The organism is Commensalibacter sp. ESL0382, from assembly GCF_009725775.1.
Classification (GTDB): domain Bacteria; phylum Pseudomonadota; class Alphaproteobacteria; order Acetobacterales; family Acetobacteraceae; genus Commensalibacter; species Commensalibacter melissae.
The window spans coordinates 152,712-170,417 of the sequence record NZ_WNII01000008.1; the positions used below are offsets into that span (position 1 = coordinate 152,712).

General features: G+C 38.1%; 15 protein-coding genes and 1 other RNA gene. 13 read left to right on the forward strand and 3 right to left on the reverse strand.

Annotation, left to right across the window (positions count from 1 at the left end; translation table 11 throughout):
* Window positions 1-109 precede the first annotated feature (109 nt).
* Window positions 110-430, reverse strand: a complete 321-nt coding sequence (gene clpS, locus GM552_RS02785) for an ATP-dependent Clp protease adapter ClpS (protein WP_196424101.1) — start codon at window positions 428-430, stop codon at window positions 110-112.
* Between the two features lie 531 nt (window positions 431-961).
* Here clpS and GM552_RS02790 point away from each other — a divergent pair.
* The 3 genes from GM552_RS02790 to GM552_RS02800 all read left to right on the forward strand — a co-directional run bounded on the left by GM552_RS02790 (window position 962) and on the right by GM552_RS02800 (window position 4,994).
* Window positions 962-1,918 carry a D-alanyl-D-alanine carboxypeptidase family protein gene (locus GM552_RS02790; RefSeq protein WP_230882740.1) on the forward strand — a complete coding sequence of 319 codons (957 nt, stop codon included), beginning with the start codon at window positions 962-964 and terminating at the stop codon, window positions 1,916-1,918.
* 107 nt (window positions 1,919-2,025) lie between these two features.
* Window positions 2,026-2,814 carry a type I methionyl aminopeptidase gene (gene map, locus GM552_RS02795; RefSeq protein ID WP_230882736.1) on the forward strand — a complete coding sequence of 263 codons (789 nt, stop codon included), beginning with the start codon at window positions 2,026-2,028 and terminating at the stop codon, window positions 2,812-2,814.
* Window positions 2,815-3,332: 518 nt separating this feature from the next.
* Window positions 3,333-4,994 carry a dihydroxyacetone kinase subunit DhaK gene (locus tag GM552_RS02800; RefSeq protein WP_155565170.1) on the forward strand — a complete coding sequence of 554 codons (1,662 nt, stop codon included), beginning with the start codon at window positions 3,333-3,335 and terminating at the stop codon, window positions 4,992-4,994.
* 79 nt (window positions 4,995-5,073) lie between these two features.
* Here the strand turns inward: GM552_RS02800 and GM552_RS02805 are convergent, their stop codons facing one another.
* A complete protein-coding gene (locus GM552_RS02805; RefSeq protein ID WP_155565171.1) occupies window positions 5,074-6,423 on the reverse strand; it encodes a discoidin domain-containing protein in 1,350 nt (449 codons plus the stop codon).
* Window positions 6,424-6,602: 179 nt separating this feature from the next.
* On the opposite strand from GM552_RS02805, the gene ggt reads away from it, so the two are divergent.
* From ggt to folB, 7 genes are all read left to right on the forward strand, one after another.
* Window positions 6,603-8,438 (forward strand): gamma-glutamyltransferase, encoded by a 1,836-nt coding sequence (gene ggt / locus GM552_RS02810; RefSeq protein ID WP_155565172.1) that lies wholly within the window; start codon window positions 6,603-6,605, stop codon window positions 8,436-8,438.
* An 88-nt stretch (window positions 8,439-8,526) separates the two neighbouring features.
* An RNA gene (gene ffs, locus GM552_RS02815) (signal recognition particle sRNA small type) lies at window positions 8,527-8,621 on the forward strand.
* Window positions 8,622-8,716: 95 nt separating this feature from the next.
* Window positions 8,717-10,675 (forward strand): DNA polymerase III subunit gamma/tau, encoded by a 1,959-nt coding sequence (locus tag GM552_RS02820; protein WP_155565173.1) that lies wholly within the window; start codon window positions 8,717-8,719, stop codon window positions 10,673-10,675.
* Between the two features lie 62 nt (window positions 10,676-10,737).
* Window positions 10,738-11,061: a YbaB/EbfC family nucleoid-associated protein gene (locus tag GM552_RS02825; RefSeq protein WP_155565174.1), complete on the forward strand. Its 324-nt coding sequence runs from the start codon at window positions 10,738-10,740 to the stop codon at window positions 11,059-11,061.
* An 80-nt stretch (window positions 11,062-11,141) separates the two neighbouring features.
* Window positions 11,142-11,738 (forward strand): recombination mediator RecR, encoded by a 597-nt coding sequence (recR, locus tag GM552_RS02830; RefSeq protein ID WP_370533581.1) that lies wholly within the window; start codon window positions 11,142-11,144, stop codon window positions 11,736-11,738.
* An 84-nt stretch (window positions 11,739-11,822) separates the two neighbouring features.
* The gene (locus GM552_RS02835) at window positions 11,823-12,629 is read left to right on the forward strand and encodes an SDR family oxidoreductase (protein ID WP_370533582.1); all 807 of its coding nucleotides are present in this window, start codon (window positions 11,823-11,825) and stop codon (window positions 12,627-12,629) included.
* Window positions 12,630-12,643: 14 nt separating this feature from the next.
* Window positions 12,644-13,039 (forward strand): dihydroneopterin aldolase, encoded by a 396-nt coding sequence (gene folB / locus GM552_RS02840; protein ID WP_155565176.1) that lies wholly within the window; start codon window positions 12,644-12,646, stop codon window positions 13,037-13,039.
* Between the two features lie 175 nt (window positions 13,040-13,214).
* Here the strand turns inward: folB and GM552_RS02845 are convergent, their stop codons facing one another.
* Entirely contained in the window at window positions 13,215-13,538 is a 324-nt protein-coding gene (locus tag GM552_RS02845; RefSeq protein WP_122123317.1) for a TIGR02300 family protein, read from the reverse strand.
* Window positions 13,539-13,693: 155 nt separating this feature from the next.
* Between GM552_RS02845 and aroA the strand changes: the two genes are divergently transcribed.
* The 3 genes from aroA (at window position 13,694) to rpsA (ending at window position 17,696) form a co-directional block, all read left to right on the forward strand.
* Complete coding sequence (aroA, locus tag GM552_RS02850) at window positions 13,694-15,037, forward strand: 3-phosphoshikimate 1-carboxyvinyltransferase (RefSeq protein ID WP_155565177.1); 1,344 nt, start codon at window positions 13,694-13,696, stop codon at window positions 15,035-15,037.
* 42 nt (window positions 15,038-15,079) lie between these two features.
* A complete protein-coding gene (cmk, locus tag GM552_RS02855) occupies window positions 15,080-15,724 on the forward strand; it encodes a (d)CMP kinase (RefSeq protein WP_155565178.1) in 645 nt (214 codons plus the stop codon).
* Window positions 15,725-15,968: 244 nt separating this feature from the next.
* A complete protein-coding gene (gene rpsA, locus GM552_RS02860) occupies window positions 15,969-17,696 on the forward strand; it encodes a 30S ribosomal protein S1 (RefSeq protein ID WP_110438746.1) in 1,728 nt (575 codons plus the stop codon).
* Window positions 17,697-17,706 lie beyond the last annotated feature (10 nt).

Below are 17,706 nucleotides of genomic sequence, written 5' to 3' on the forward strand. Positions count from 1 at the left end.
AACTGTGAAATATCGAAAGAGAAATCCTGCATATTCCTTTTATTTATTATATAGTTATTGAAAAGGGTTTATACAGTTAATATTTTGATCAAATCATATTTAATTAAATTTATTCTTTTTCTAATAGGCATTGCAGTGGATATTGATGTTGTTTGGCAAGATTCATAACCTGCATAACTTTTGTTTCAGCAACCTCGTATGTGAATATACCACATATTCCTATTCCATTGTGATGGATTTTTAACATGATTGAAACAGCATTTTCAGTTGTTTTTCTGAATATTGTTTCCAATGTGTAAATGACAAAATTCATGGGAGTGAAATCATCATTGAGCATAAGAACTTTATACAGGGTGGGTTTCTTCAAATTTGTTTTTGTCAGCGTTTTTGTGTTCTTTCTAGAATCATGCTGGTTCTGGTTGGAAGTCATACAATAAAGAGAAAATGATTTACTAAAGGGATTCATTATGATGTATTTGGAGTGCATTTTATAAATTTCATAAAATATTTTGTTAAGGTTCAAATTAAGGAAGAATCTAATTGAATGATTTTGATTTGGACTTGTATGGTTGCAAAATATGGCGTAAATTCAGATGTATATTTTTTATATGAATATAAAGTCCCAAATATATATTCGTAAAGATAGTGGTGTAATTTCTTGTAACGTTTTGTTTAACATGGGGATTTGATTCCAAAATAAACAAAACAATTTAAGAAGTTAATCATTTTTAAAGGTCAAGTAAACGTTTAATGAAAAAGAAGCTGGAAAATTAAAGTGTCCACTTATTGCAATCATATAAAAAAATTGAAACAGTTAAACTTTACCGTAAGTCTTAAGAAAATTATGAGAAAAACGTTTAGGAATTTTTTCTTAGGTTTTTTTACGGCTGTATATTCTTATACACTATTTTATGCGCATTGTGCGCATGCCCAGTATGTAGGAAGAATCAGTTCAATTGTAATGGACGTTAATGGCCGAGTCTTGTCAGAACAAGATGCTGATTTGAAACGGTTTCCAGCCAGTTTGACAAAAATGATGACCTTATATATGGCATTTCGTGCCTTAAATGCCAATGCCATACGATTTGATCAGAGAATTCCTATAACCATTCATGCAGCTTCAATGGAACCTTCCAAATTAGGAGTCCGTCCAGGTTCATATATTACTGTCAGGGAAGCTGTTTTAGGCTTGATTACTAAATCCGCGAATGATGCGGCTAGTGCTCTTGGTGAATTTATTGGAGGTGGAGACGAAGAACGCTTTGCCAAAATGATGACACAACAGGCCAAAGTTTTGGGAATGAATCGGACACGTTTTTATAATGCTTCTGGCCTTCCAAATCCTGGGCAACTAACAACTGCGCGTGATTTGGCAATTTTGGCACAACATTTGATTTCGGATTTTCCTCAATATTATCCTTTGTTCAGAACACCTTACTTTTATTTTCGTGGACGGACAATTCCCAATCACGATCCCTTGTTAAAAGGTTATGCTGGCGCGGATGGGTTAAAAACAGGTTATACAGCTGCGGCAGGGCATAATCTTGTAGGATCAGCCGTTCATGATAATGTCCGTTTGATTGGTGTTGTAATGGGTGCACCAAGTAATGGTTCACGAAATCAATACATGATGAGTGCACTAGATGACGGATTTGCAAAAAGTGGTGTGGCTCCTGTTGCTAGACCGGTTTATCTGGCAAGAACAAATTCCTTGAAAAAACACCCACGTTATAATAAACATCCAAAAGTAATTCTTGTTCGTGCAACCCGTACTACAAGAGGTAAAAAGTCGGTTGAAGTGGCACAGGCCTCGTCACGTACTTCAATTGCAAAAAAACGGGATTCGATTTTTAAGCGTAATATCAAAAAGGCGGCTGTGAGACATCATACCACATCCAGACATAATCGGAAAAAGTAAGACTGGACAGGGATCATAATCCTAGCTAGGTATATAAGAAAAGTTCGTAAATTATACCAAGTTATTTATTATTGGTAATTTGATAAAGTCTTATTGGAGAGTTAGGAATGACAGATCGTCGCATGATGTTTTACACTCACGAGGATTTTGTTGGGTTAAGAGCTGTGGGACGTTTGGCAGCAGAAACACTTGACATGATTACTCCTCATGTTCAGGAAGGTGTTACAACAGACGAACTTAACCAGATTATTCATGATTATACAATTGATAAAGGTGCCATTCCAGCACCACTTAACTATCGTGGTTTTCCAAAATCTTGTTGTATATCTATCAATCATGTAGTTTGTCACGGTATTCCTGGAGATCGTAAATTAAAAAATGGAGATATAGTTAATATCGATGTTACATCTATTCTTGATGGATGGTTTGGTGACAGTAGCCGTATGTATGTCGTTGGCAAGGCCTCACGCTTGGCACAACGATTGATAGATGTAACCTATGAAAGTCTGAAAAGGGCAATAGATATTGTTAAACCCGGGAACACTTTGGGGGATATAGGTTACGTCATTCAGCAATATGCAGAATCACAGCGTTTTTCTGTTGTACGCGATTTTTGTGGTCATGGAATTGGACGCGTTTTTCATCAAGAACCCAATGTATTGCATTATGGAAAAAAGGGGCAGGGACTTGTGCTAAAACCAGGAATGGTTTTCACTATTGAACCTATGTTAAACGCTGGTAAGGCAGACGTTAAAATTCTTGATGATGACTGGACAGCCGTAACGCGTGATCGATCTCTCAGTGCGCAATTTGAACATATGATGGGAGTAACTGAAGATGGATGTGAAGTATTCACCTATTCACCCAAAGGTTGGAATTGTCCTCCTTATATTTGATGATTTTTATCAAAATGGAAATTAATAAATCAAAATTTGATAAAGAGTTATATAAAATGAATATTTGTTTGAAATTCTAATTTAAGACTAATAAATTCATCAAAACAATATAGATGAGAATTTCAAAAACGTTGTAATATTGAGTTATTTAGAATTTTTAAACAGAGTTGAAACTTAATTTCAATCAAGTTTTTTATTTTTGGAAACTCCAAATAATTATTTATTTATAAAATTATTATAAATTAAAGTATTTACCATAGGATAAGAATGCTTTGGTCTTGTATTTAAACAATATCGAGACCAAAAGTTTTAATTAATGTTTTAAAAACGTTCATTAAACTGGCATTATTATAAAATTGACTATCGAGCATTATAAAAGATGTTAATTTGTTTAGTTCAATTAAAATTATAAATAATAAAACAAACGGTTGTCTTATTAAGTCTTTATTTAATTATTATATATAGATATTATAAGTCAATTTATAGTGATTTGAACTTTCAAAAATGAAAGATATAAAATGTCCAATTTCTTTTTTAATGATCGTGCTTCATTAGTGAATGATGCTATTGAAGGTACATTAGTCACAGCTCCCTATAATAATCTTGTGAAACTTGATACTGACCCTTCTATGCGAATTGTGGTTCGTAAAGACTGGGATAAGAAAAAAGTTGCCGTTATTTCGGGGGGGGGATCTGGACATGAGCCTACTCATTTGGGATTTGTCGGTAAAGGGATGTTGACAGCCGCTGTATGTGGCGATTTGTTTGCCTCTCCTTCAGTTGATGCCGTATTGACCGCCATTACAACAGTAACAGGTGAAGCTGGATGTTTATTGGTAATCAAAAATTATACAGGAGATCGTCTAAATTTTGGACTTGCGGCTGAAAAGGCAAAACAGTTAGGCTACAAGGTAGAAGTTGTTATGGTTAAGGATGATATTTCTTTACCTGACAATAAACAGCCACGTGGTATTGCTGGCACTATTTTTGTCCATAAAATGGCCGGTTATGCTGCCGAGACCGGGTATTCTCTTGAGGAAGTTAAAAAATTTGTTGATTATGCAAATAGGCAGATTTTTAGCCTGGGAGTTGCCATGACTGGGTGTGATTTACCCCAGTCCCAAAGTGATGATAAACGAATTCCAGAAGGGTCTATTGAACTGGGTCTTGGTATTCATGGTGAACCAGGCGCCACGACAATTAATACTCAAAATAGTCGTGAAATCATGGATATCATGACGGCAAAAATCAAGGCTTGTATAAATGATTCGGATCGTCTTGCTGTCATGTTGAATAATCTGGGCGGTGTTTCGGTTACAGAAATGGCCATTTTGGCTAAAGAACTTTCATATTCTGCACTTGCTTCAAATATTGACTGGATTGTAGGACCAGACTGGTTTACGACAGCGCTTGACATGAAGGGTTTTTCATTATCAGCCATGGTTTTGGATGACAAGATCGTCAGCGCTTTGACAGCACCTGTTGAAATTACAGGATCTTTTAAGGCTGTTCAACCTGCTAAAATTGTACATATGCCTGTTAATCCTGTTGAAACTAAAGTGCAATTCACACCTTCTGATAATCCAGTTGTGGCACATATTATCGCCGTTGTTACAAAGACATTAATTGATCTTGAAGGAAAATTGAATGATCTGGATGCCAAGGTTGGGGATGGAGATACAGGTTCAACATTTGCTGCAGGGGCAAGAGGTATTGCCGAATTGTTAAATACCAATCAATTACCCCTAAACGATCTGACAAAACTCTGTCTAGTCATTGGTGAAAGACTGGCTGTTGTTATGGGGGGCTCCAGTGGTGTTTTAATGTCGATTTTCTTTACTGCAACAGGTCAAAAAATTGCTGAAGGCTCATCATTTGTTGAAGGTCTTGTATTTGGCTTAAAACAGATGAAACATTATGGTGGGGCTGATCTTGGGGATCGTACGATGATTGATGCGTTACAACCTGCTTTGGAAATATTGCTTAAAGATCAGAACGATTTAAAAGGTGCCGTTCAAGCGGCTGAAAAAGGCGTTGAAAATACGGCAAAAGCAACGAAAGCAAATGCAGGACGTTCATCCTATTTGAACAGTGGTAGTTTGGCGGGAAATCCTGATCCGGGTGCTGTAGCTGTCGCAGGTGTTTTTGCAGCCTTGTCAAAACAGTGTCCAAATAAATAAATTATAAATTATTCTTGAAAAGCTGGCTATGTTATAATAACAAGCTAGCTTTAATTTTTTGATAATGAGAAATCAAATTTTATTGGTCATATACTTCTACTTGATTTAAATGTAATACATTTTCATCATAAAGACTTATTTTGACATACTGGGCGTTAATATTATTCACTCTTATAATTAATGGGTTGCCATCGGCTCCACCAAAAATAATTCCGTCAGGATAATCAGCGACAATTATCCAGTTTTCGTTATCATCAGATACTTCAACTTTTATTTTTGAGGCACGATCTTCAAAGTTTAGACGATTATAAATGATTATGTGTTTAATGTTGATTGTGCGGGGTAATTCCAGTTTCCACCAAGGGTTATATTCTGTTGCAGTATGAAAATTGTAATCTGGACCAATACGTCCATTAACTGCGCCCGCAGCATCTTTGTATATGTCATTGAATTTTGAAAATGCACAAACGGATGATTGTGAAGCTTTACCGCCAAGCGCCCAGTTCACAGCCTCAGGTTTTTTTATCCACCTTTCCTGAAGTGCAATTTCATTGAATTGTTGATAAAAACCCACATTTCCTGTCTTTTTTATTGTATCATGAATATATTGGTAAAAGTCATTGGGCTTAAGATTCTTTAGACCTCTTCTTAATGAAGAACGTGGATTGAAAATTGGATTGATACCATCATGTGTAATGCAACGTTCCACAAAATCTTTGCCTTTGACAGGATGGCATATCGTGCCATGAATGTTAACATATGGATCAAGATAGTAATAACCACTACAAAAATCATATGGTTGTAATTTGCAGAAGTTGCGCAATTCTTCCACAATAGGGTTTTCCATTTCAAAAACAGCTGATGGAATAAATCCCTCACAATATGGCCATATGATGGAATTATCATTATTGTATAGGTGTGAAATCTCCTGTTTTTTCATAAGAAGATGGTCAATTGCCCGGGCGGATAGTGCCAATACCGGTAAAAAACAATATTTAGAATTTTTAAAATAGGGTGTTATCGTATCTTTGAAAACCCAATGATCCGGTATGCTTAAAATGTTGTGGGCAATTAAATCTGTCTGTTTTTTTTCAAGGGATGTTATTAAGGGGTCTAGATTAATATTTATTAAGACATCATTTTCAATCATTATATAATGATTATAGTTAGGCAATGCTTTGCGTAAGGCATATAAAGGATAATCAGCGTTATACCATAAAGTTTTTTGACCGGGAATATTCGGGATATTGAATTCAGAAAAATCAGAGGTATGATCTATTTTAGGAAAATCACCTACATCCAAGATCTCCCTGCTTTCATCAGCAAGAATAACAAAATCAGCTTTGCTAAAAGAACCTTTAAGGCGTCTTGCCATATATTCGATATCATCATTCCAAATATGAGTTCTAAATGCAATAATAACACTCATTGAAAAAACCTTAAAATAAAATATTGAAAGTTAATATATATTTTGTAAGTGTTATTTTGTCTATTTTTATATTAAAAATAAAATTGTGTTATGTTTGTTTATGCAAGATATAAAAAATATTTCTTTAATAGATTTTTTCAGAAATATTTTAATTAAATAATACACGTTCAGGAAGTGATATGAAAAGCGTACTCAAAGAAATAAGACAAAAAAAATATAAATATTCATTAGGTATATTACTCCTTTCAAGTGGTTGTTTTTCTGGGGCAGTTTATGCGCAGGTTGGTAATGGGGTTGATGCCTTAGCATTTGGTGAGGTTGCTCAAGAAACCATGTCTTCAGAACCTGTTGTGGCGTCAAAAGGAATGGTTGTTTCGGCAAGTAATCTTGCTGCAAAAATTGGATCTGAGGTTTTAAAAAATGGCGGAAATGCAGCTGATGCAGCTGTGGCAGTTGCCTATGCAATGGCGGTCACCTATCCTGCCGCTGGAAATTTAGGGGGCGGGGGGTTCCTCACGCTTCGTTTACCAAATGGACAGGCTTATTTTATAGATTTTCGAGAGAAGGCGCCAAAAGCAGCAACTTCCAAAATGTTTGTTGACAGTAATGGAAAGAAAATTCTTAATGCCTCTATATTGGGATGGAAAGCTGTTGCTATTCCGGGAACGGTGGCAGGTATGGAAATGTTGCGTAAACGATGGGGAAGCAAGTCTCGTGCGGAATTAATGGCTCCAGCTATTAAACTTGCGCAAAATGGATATATCCTGACGCAGGAAGATATCGATCTGATGGCGACTTCTTTGTCTGATTTTGCCAAAGATCGCAATGCAGCTAAAATTTTTCTTAAATCAGACGGAAATCCATGGAAAAAAGGGGATATCTTTCGTCAAAAAGATTTGGCAGATACCTTGCAAACTATTTCAAAGCATGGGGAAGATGTTTTCTATCATGGTTCAATTGCAAAAAAAATAGTTGATGCCAGTAAAAAGCATGGTGGAATATTGTCCTTGAAAGATTTTGAAAATTATCATCCACGAATGATGCTGCCATTAACCTGTTCTTATCGAGGTTATCATATTGATACAGCCCCGCCTCCAAGTGGTGGGGGAATAGCTTTGTGCGAAATGTTAAATATTTTATCCGGTTATGATTTACATAAAATGGGTCTTCAGACAGTTCCTGCGGTGGAAAGACAGGTTGAAGCAATGCGTCGGGCCTATTCAGATCGGAGAGATTTGGGGGATCCAGAATTTGTTGATAATCCTGTAAAACACCTGAATGATCCCGATTATGCAGAAAAAATACGCAAAAGCTTGACCTTTAAAAAAGCGGTTAATTCCTCTGATTTGGTTCCAGGAAAGGTTACCGAGGCAACATCGTTGAATAAGAAGGAAAGAAAAGCATTATTATCACATGAAAGGAATGAAACGACGCATTTTTCTGTGATTGACAAGGATGGCATGGCGGTTTCATTAACCTATACGCTTAATGGCTGGTATGGAGCGAGGGTTGTTGCTGGCAATACCGGTATAATTATGAATGACGAAATGGATGATTTTACCACGGTGCCAGGTGAAGCAAATATGTATGGAATAATCGGGGGTAAGGCTAATGAAATTGCCCCGGGGAAAACGCCCTTATCTTCAATGACACCAACAATAGTTTCCAAAGACAATAAGGTCTTTATGGTTATAGGCAGCCCTGGGGGGTCAAGAATTCCCACTATTATTCTTTCTGTAATAACAGGTGTCATTGATTACAAAATGAATATTCAGCAGGCGATTAATCTCCCCCGTATACATGAACAATGGCAGCCTCAGGGAATTCAGCTTGAACATAATGCGTTAAGCGGTCAAGTTCGTAAAATTTTAAAAAGAAAAAACTATCCCTTGGATCTTTACTCTACTTGGGGAATTGCCGAAGGGATTCTTGTTGAACAGGATAAAAACGGTAAGACTGTTTATTATGGCGGGGTGGATTATCGTCATGCTGGCGGGGGAGCTATAGGATATTAATTTTTGATTATTCATATGAAAAATAATTTTTTTGAAAAATCAAAAAAAACACTTGCCAATTTTTTTTAATTTGTAATAGAAAGAAACTGGAAAGCTTGGGTGGACGAACACCTTGTGAACTCGGTCAGGTCCGGAAGGAAGCAGCCATCACGAGTATCGTTTGGGTCATTCAAGCTTTCCCTGGATTTAAGACAAATAAATTAGAATCTCAGGTAATTTAGTGGTATAATCAAAATTCGCAAAAACTGGTTTTATCATATTTTCTGGAATGGTTGTTAATGAAAGATATTCCGGACGAACAATTACCCGCCCCAGATATTGAGCCCGCTGGATTATTTGAATCCTTATCGAGCGATGATTCTGAGACCAAATCCTCATCTGATGAAAAGTCCTATCGTGTCTTGGCACGAAAATATAGACCCCAGGATTTCAAGGATTTGATCGGTCAAGAAACAATGGTACGCACTCTGCGTAATGCTTTTGCAATGGGTAGAGTTGCTCATGCTTTTATGCTTACGGGAGTTAGGGGAGTTGGCAAAACAACAACCGCCCGTATTATCGCGCGTGCATTAAATTGTATAGGGGTTGATGGTCAGGGTGGACCTACGGCAGATCCCTGTGGTGTTTGTCCAAATTGCAAGGCAATTTTGGCAGATCGGCATCCTGATGTATTGGAGATTGATGCAGCTTCTCATACGGGTGTTGATGATGTAAGGGAAATTATAGACGGTTCACGTTTCCGTCCCATTCAGGCCAGGATGAAGGTTTATATCATTGATGAAGTTCATATGTTATCGCGTAATGCGTTTAATGCATTGTTGAAAACACTCGAGGAGCCACCTGACCAGGTTACATTCATTTTTGCGACAACTGAAATTCGCAAGGTTCCCGTAACGGTATTATCACGTTGTCAAAGGTTTGATCTGCGACGTGTCCCGCAGGATCAGCTAAGTCAATTTTTTCAAAAAATTTCAAATCGGGAAAAAGTAAACATATCTGAAGAGGCTATTCATTTGATTGCACGTGCAGCTGATGGATCGGTCCGGGATGGTTTATCCTTGTTAGATCAGGCTATTGCACTTGGCCGTGCCACTATCCCTGATCAGCCAGAAAATGATAAGCGGGATCATGAAATAACGGCTGAAGCTGTTTCAGGCATGTTGGGTTTTGCGGATAAAACCCTAATATTCGATTTACTTGAAGCGGCTATGTCAGGAAAAGCTGATCAGGTTCTAAGCTTGACTGAACAGGCTTATGCAGGCGGCGTTGACCTAGGTGTGTTATTATCCGATCTTCTGGAACTAATTCATCTTCTTTCAAGAATGAAATCATTGCCAAATCTGCGAAATGGTTCTGAATTATCAGAACTTGAACGAAATCGTGGTGGTCATATGGCTTCCATGCTTTCCATACCCGTATTGGGTCGCGCATGGCAAATGCTGCTTAAAGGGATCAAGGAGGTTGATATGGCTCCCAATCGTAAGGCAGCAGCTGAAATGATTTTGATTCGTTTATGTTTTATAGCCGATTTACCCACTCCTGGTGAAATAATCGATCATTTATCCAATTCCCCGGAACAGAAGTCAGACCAATATTCTCATCATTCCTCATTATCATCTTCAGATATGCAATCATCAAAGCCAATGTCATTGGTATCTGTATCAAAAGAGGGTGGCAATTTTCATGGATATGGTAAAACTTATGCCTCAAATTCTTTGATACAACCAAAATCTGAAGTCCTGTCATTACCTAAACAAAATCCCGAGATCGAAAACCCCAAAATTTTATGGAACAGTTGGCGGGAAATCATATCTTTTGTAAAGCAGCAACAGGCTGCAATTTTGCATGCCCATTTACGTAACGCGGTTCATCTGGTTAAATTCGCACCACCAATGATTGAAATAAGAATTGAAGATAGGGCTCCCGCAAATCTGCCCCAACAATTATCAAGATTGTTGAATGAACATTCAGGGTTGCGATGGACAATTGTTCTTTCCCAGCAAAAGGGTGAACCAACCTTGATGGAACAGGAATCTTTACAGGTTCAGGCCGATTTTGACAAAGTTGCATCTGAACCAATCGTAAAAGAAATTATGCGTATATTTCCTGGGGCTGTTGTTAATAAGGTTATCAATCCACATCTTGATGAATATGGTCTATTTCCAGAACACAATTCATTTACAGACAGGGATGAGCAAAGTATGTCAGATCTTGAAACTGAAAAAAATCAGCAATGATAGATGATTTTGACGAATTGACATATAATTAGTCCCAAAATTAAATTTTGAAAGAGAATTGAATGAAAAATTTTGCCAATCTTATGAAACAAGCTTCTCAAATGCAAAGCAAGATGACCGAGATGCAAGAAAAGCTTGCCACCATTACAATTGAGGGTGTTTCAGGGGCCGGTATGGTAACTGTAACATTGGGTGGAAAAGGTGACATGAAATTTATAAAAATCGACCCCAAATTGGCTGATCCAGCTGAAATGGAAATGTTGCAGGATCTTATTGTTGCAGCTTACAGTGATGCACGTAGGCGACTTGATGAAACAACACAGGAGGAAATGCAGAAAGTTACCGGGGGAATAAATCTTCCTGAAGGTTTAAAATTTCCTTTCTAATTGACCAGAAGTTATCTTGTGAATATGGGTAATAAAGGTAATTTTTTGTTTGTTAATTATCTTGGTAAGAAGAGGGTATCGTGGATGGTGGTCCGGAAATTGAACGGCTAATTTCTTTATTTGGTAAATTACCTGGTTTTGGACCACGTTCGGCGCGTCGTGCTGTTTTGTCATTACTAAAACAGCCACATTCCCGTATGATTCCCTTGGCAAACGCGTTAGAACAGGCAGCCAAGATGGTGAAAACCTGTTCTTCTTGTGGTAATTTGGATAGCAGTGACCCATGCCAGATCTGTAATGATTTAAATCGTAATCGTGAATTGATTTGTATCGTTGAGACAGTTGGGGATTTATGGGCACTGGAAAAAACCGGGGCGTTCAGGGGCTATTATCAGGTGTTGGGCGGCACCTTATCCCCCTTGGCTGGGGTAGGGCCAGAGGATTTAAATCTAGCGCCTCTTTTAAAACGGTTGAAGCGCAATGAGGTCAAAGAAATTATTCTTGCACTTGGTGCTACGGTTGAGGGTGTAACAACTATGCATTGGCTATATGATCAATTGTTACCCTGGCATGTAAAAATTACCCGTGTTGGTCAAGGCATTCCAATGGGTGGCTCACTGGAAATTCTTGATGAAGGAACCCTGACAGCGGCTTTGACCGCCAGACGTCCAGCTTAGTTATGCAAATTCGTAATTTTTTACTGCAAAAATCATGTTGTTTATGATAATAAGTTGCATCTTTACAAAATAAAGGAAAGTTCTGTGTCCAATCAAGGGAGATCAACTAATTTTTTCCCAGTTTCTGATTCACTCCCTAAAGTTGCTTTTATTACGGGGGCGACCGTAAGGTTAGGGCGTGAAATTGCTTTAACCTTGGCAAGATTTGGATTTGATATTGTTTTACATGCCCGTAAGCGCACTCAAGAAGCTGAAACATTGATAGAGGAAATTCGGCAGCTTGGGAGAAATGTAATTCTACTGACAGCCGATCTTTCCGATGCTGATCAGGTTAAACGCTTGATTGAACTGGCAGTAGATCAATTGGGATCAATGGGTATTCTGATTAATAATGCAAGTGTATTTGAGCGCGATGAATGGGATAGTGTAACCCTGCAATCCTGGCAAGAACATTTAATGCCCAATTTATGGGCCCCTTTTCAGTTAATTCAGGATTTTGCAAAATTATTACCGAAGCAATCTAGTGGATGTGTTATTAATTTGCTTGATCAACGTGTATGGTCTCTAACACCACATTTTGTCAGTTATACAGTTTCCAAATCCGCATTATGGACATTAACACAAACAATGGCCCTAGCATTGGCACATAAATCAATTCGAGTCAATGCTGTTGGACCCGGTCCAGCAATGGCCCATAAACGTCAAACCGCCGAACAATTTGCCAATCAATGCAAATCTGTTCCGTTGCAGCGTGGCACGTCTGCACAGGAAGTGGCTCGAGCGGTACTAAGCTTGATATGTTTACCCTCTGTGACGGGACAGATGATCGCTTTGGATGGAGGGCAACATTTACAGTGGTCACCGACATTAATGCCAGATAAAAACGAGTAAAACAGGATTTATTTATGAATTTTTCCCTAGTATGGTCAGGGCATTATGACATACCCTTACGTCGTATTTTTATTCGTGACTTAATTTTGATGGCACGTATAGGTGTTTATGATTTTGAACAGGAAAATACTCAACGTATTCAATTGAATATTTCCATTGGAATTCAGGAAGAAAAAGGCGTTGGTCCAGACATTTTATCCCGGACGGTATCCTATGCGGATATTGTTGATGATGTAAAAGACACTGTTCTTCAGACCCATTTTCATTTGGTCGAAACGTTGGCTGAGACCTTGGCTGATCGTATATTGAAGGATGAGAGGATTCAGGTTGTTCGCGTCATGATTGAAAAACTGGATATTATTCCGGAGACAGCTGGGGTCGGCGTTGAAATTGAACGATGGAATAGATAAAGTAAGTTATTAATACCAGAAAATTTGCAAAATACTTTTTTATCTTTAATTGATTAAATACAAATTTATTAAAATTCAAGTTTGTTATGATATCAAATGCGATTTAAATGGAAAGACTGGTTCAATGTATTTATAACCAGAAAAGAGGAATTCATTATGAATTCCTGTATCATTTTTAAGAATCGTTATCGTCGTCGTTATTTTTAATTGCTTCTATTTCAGAGCCGATAGCATCAACATCGTCCTCAAGATCTGAAGCATCCTCAATTACATCATCGACATCAGCATCTGAATTTTCCAGATCATCAGTATCAATCATGGTATCGATTTCTTTTTCTTCGTCCAGATTGCCGCTTCCTTCAATTTGACGATGACGAGGTAGTTCAATGGGTTGTTCAGTGCCACATTTTGGGCATACAGGTAACATTTTGTTTAAATCATAAAAACGAGTCCCACAAGCACAACATGTTCTTTTAATACCCAATTCTAGCTTGACCATTTATGTATCCTGTTCTCTGATCGAAAAAATAAAACATAAATATGGCGAAATGCCAGTTTATTGTCTTATTGTCAAATGATAAAATACGATTTGTTGATTTAAATCAAAAGTTTTTTTGTTTTTATACTCTATTTGTTAAATTGGAAAATAAAATTATGACAGTTACTCACTCAAAACAACCACTTGTTGTTTCTTTTTTACAACAGCCTTTGAAAGGTAAAGTGAATGTTCCAGGTGACAAATCAATCAGCCATCGTGCTCTAATGTTATCGGCTCTGGCAAATGGAGAAACAAAAATCACGGGATTGCTTGAGGGTGAGGATGTTATGCAAACCGCTCAGGTCATGCGTGCTTTGGGAGCAATTATTTATCAAAAGGCACCCGGTGAATGGCACGTTATAGGCAAGGGGGTTGGATATCTGAATGAGCCCGATGATGTTTTGAATATGGGAAATTCCGGAACGTCGGCGCGGTTGTTGAGTGGGATTTTATCAACACATAATATTTTCAGCGTTATGACAGGTGATTGCAGTTTGAGAAAACGCCCCATGAGAAGAGTTATAGAACCCTTGAGCCAGACTGGTGCCCAGTTTATTACGCGCAATGAAGGACGTTTGCCTATGGCGATCAAGGGAGTGGAAAAGGCTAATCCCGTTACATACCGGTTACCTGTTGCGTCTGCCCAGGTAAAATCCGCCATTTTGTTGGCGGGTCTAAATGCTAATGGCATGACAATTGTAGAAGAACCGATTGCAACAAGAGATCATACAGAAAATATGTTGAATCATTTTGGGGTAAAGGTTGATATTAGCACCTTAGCTGAAAAAGGTCGCAAAATCTGTTTGCAAGGCCCAACAAAACTAGTGGCTAAAGATGTTAATGTTCCAGGTGATCCATCCTCTGCTGCATTTTTGATGGTAGCTGGCTTGATTATTTCCGGATCAGAAATACTGATAGAGAATGTCGGGCTTAATCCTTTGAGAACCGGGATAATTGAAGCGTTGAAAATGATGGGAGCAAATTTGCAGATATCTAATAAGCGTAAGGAAGGTGGTGAAATAACGGGTGATATCATTGTTAAAAACACGACATTAAAGGGTGTTGATCTTCCGGCTTCAATTGTCCCATCCATGATAGATGAATTTCCAATTCTATCGGTTGCTGCTGCGTATGCCAAAGGCGAGAGCCGTTTTAGAGGATTGGCAGAATTACGGGTTAAGGAAAGTGATCGGTTTAATAGCATCATAAACATGTTGCGGAAAAATGGTGTTTCTGTTGAATCTCACGGAGATGATATGATTATTGAGGGTACCTTTGGTAATATTCCAGGGGGAGGCGAGGTTGAAACCCATATGGATCATCGATTGGCAATGAGCGCTTCAATCTTGGGATTAGTTGCAAAAAAAATGATAATTATCGATGATATTCGTTTTATACGCACCAGTTTTCCTGGATATTTTGAATTGATGAATTCACTGGGATGTGGATTTCAAATATAAAATATAATTATAACTTAATATAAAGGCTAATAAATATTCATTATGGATAAAAATATAATTATAGCAATCGATGGACCTTCAGGAGTGGGAAAGGGAACATTGGCCAAGTCAGTAGCTGATTATTTTCATTTACCTTATCTTGATACGGGATTGCTTTATCGGGCAGTTGGTAGAAAAATGCTGGATGCAGGTGAAAAACCAGATTCCAAATCTGTCTTGGCTTTTGCTGAAAATCTTCAAGAAAAAGATTGGTTAAGAAATGATCTGCGTATACCTGAAGTGGATAAAGCGGCCAGCCAGGTTGCTGCCAATCCAAAAATCAGAGCCGCTTTATTAAATGTTCAACGCAATTTCGCCATGTTAAGAGGCGGGGTTATGGATGGTCGGGATATTGGAACGGTCATTTTTCCTTCCGCTGATTTTAAATTTTATCTTACGGCCTCACCAAGGATACGGGCAGAAAGACGCTGGTTGCAATTTGCGAATTCTTCAAAAGCGGAAAATAAAGAACAGCAGATTAACAAAATAGAGATGGATTTGAAAACCAGGGATGAAATGGATTCGTCTCGAGAAGTAGCTCCGTTAAAACCTGCAGAGGATGCTATTGTAATTGATACAGATCATTTGACAGCTCTGGAGGTTCTAGAAAAAGTGGTTAATAAAGTAAAAAGACATAATAATTGTTAAAGAGATAAGAAATTTAAATTTATCTTTAATAAATTATTGAAAAAAAAGTAACTTCCTTATATGCTCCCCTCTATTCTTAAAGAATAGAATAAATTATTTTTTCGTTGAAATTGTTTCATGAATTCAATCGTGAAAAAGTCGTATTTTTATAAATAGATTCATTCTATTTTGGAAACGCGCAAATTAAAGTCTGTATATAAAAGGCAATATTTGTCTTTAAATGTGACTGGGATTACAGAAACTCATGGCTGCAGCCACCACACAAACCCCTAATGATCATTTTGGTGGGGAAGATTTTGCTACGCTTTTAGATGAAACCCTTGGACAAGATATTGGGTTCGAAGGCTCCGTTGTTGTAGGTAAAATTGTTCGTTTAACGGATGATTATGCGATCGTTGATGTCGGTTTAAAAAGTGAAGGACGTGTTCCTTTAAAAGAATTCGCACCTGCGGGTGTAAAGGCAGAAGTTAAACCAGGCGATATGGTTGAACTTTATGTGGAACGTTACGAGGATCGTGACGGTTCAATTCTGCTTTCACGTGAAAAGGCACGTCGTGAAGAGGCATGGTCTGCTCTTGAAAAAGCATTTGAAAATAATCAACGCATAAACGGAACCATTTTCGGTCGTGTCAAAGGTGGATTTACTGTTGATTTAGGTGGGGCAATGGCTTTCTTACCTGGATCACAAGTTGATATTCGTCCTATCCGTGACATCAACCCCATGATTGGTGTGGCACAGCCTTTCCAAATTTTGAAAATGGATCGTGCCCGTGGGAATATTGTTGTTTCTCGTCGTGCGGTATTGGAGGAAACACGTGCTGAACAACGCAGCGAGTTGATACAAGGATTAAAAGAGGGCATGATTCTGGATGGTGTCGTAAAGAACATCACGGATTATGGTGCCTTTGTTGATTTGGGTGGTGTTGACGGATTATTGCATGTCACGGATATAGCCTGGAAACGTGTCAATCATCCAGCTGAAGCTTTACAGATTGGTCAGCCGGTACGTGTTCAGGTTATTCGTTTCAATCCTGAAACTCATCGTATTTCATTGGGTATGAAACAGCTTGAAGCTGATCCATGGGAAAATGTCACAACAAAATATCCTGTTGGCTCACGATTTACTGGTCGCGTTACAAACATCACGGATTATGGTGCTTTTGTTGAATTGGAACCTGGAGTCGAGGGGCTTGTTCATATTTCCGAAATGTCTTGGACAAAGAAAAATGTTCATCCCGGCAAAATTGTATCAACATCTCAGGAAGTTGATATTGTTGTATTGGATGTTGACAGTTCAAAACGTCGTATTTCATTAGGTCTTAAACAGGTTCAACCAAATCCTTGGCAACAGTTTGCTGATACACATCAGGTTGGTTCTGAAATTGAAGGTGAAATCCGCAATATCACCGAATTCGGTCTGTTTATCGGTCTATCAGCCGATATTGATGGTATGGTTCATATGTCTGATCTTTCATGGGATGAACCTGGTGAAGTTGCTATTACTCACTTTAAAAAAGGTGACGTTGTTAAAGCAAAAGTACTTGATGTGGATGTTGAAAAAGAACGTATTTCATTGGGTATCAAACAGTTAAGTGAAGATTCTGTTGCAGATGCACTTGCAAAAGTCAACAAGGGCAGTATTGTTACATGTACCATCACCGGTATTCAACAAAATGGTATTGATGTAAGTGTTAATGACATTTTAAGTGGTTTTATACGACGTACCGAACTTTCTCGTGACAAGGCGGAACAACGTCCGGAACGTTTTAACGTCGGTGATCGTGTAGATGCCAAGGTTGTTTCAATTGATAAAAATGCACGTCGTTTAACCTTAACGATTAAAGGACGTGAAGTTGAAGAGGATAAACAGGCTATTTCTGATTATGGGTCTTCAGATAGTGGCGCTTCCTTGGGAGACATTCTTGGAGCAGCTTTCCGACGACGGAACGAAAACGAGCCGGATGTAGAATAGGATTTTTATA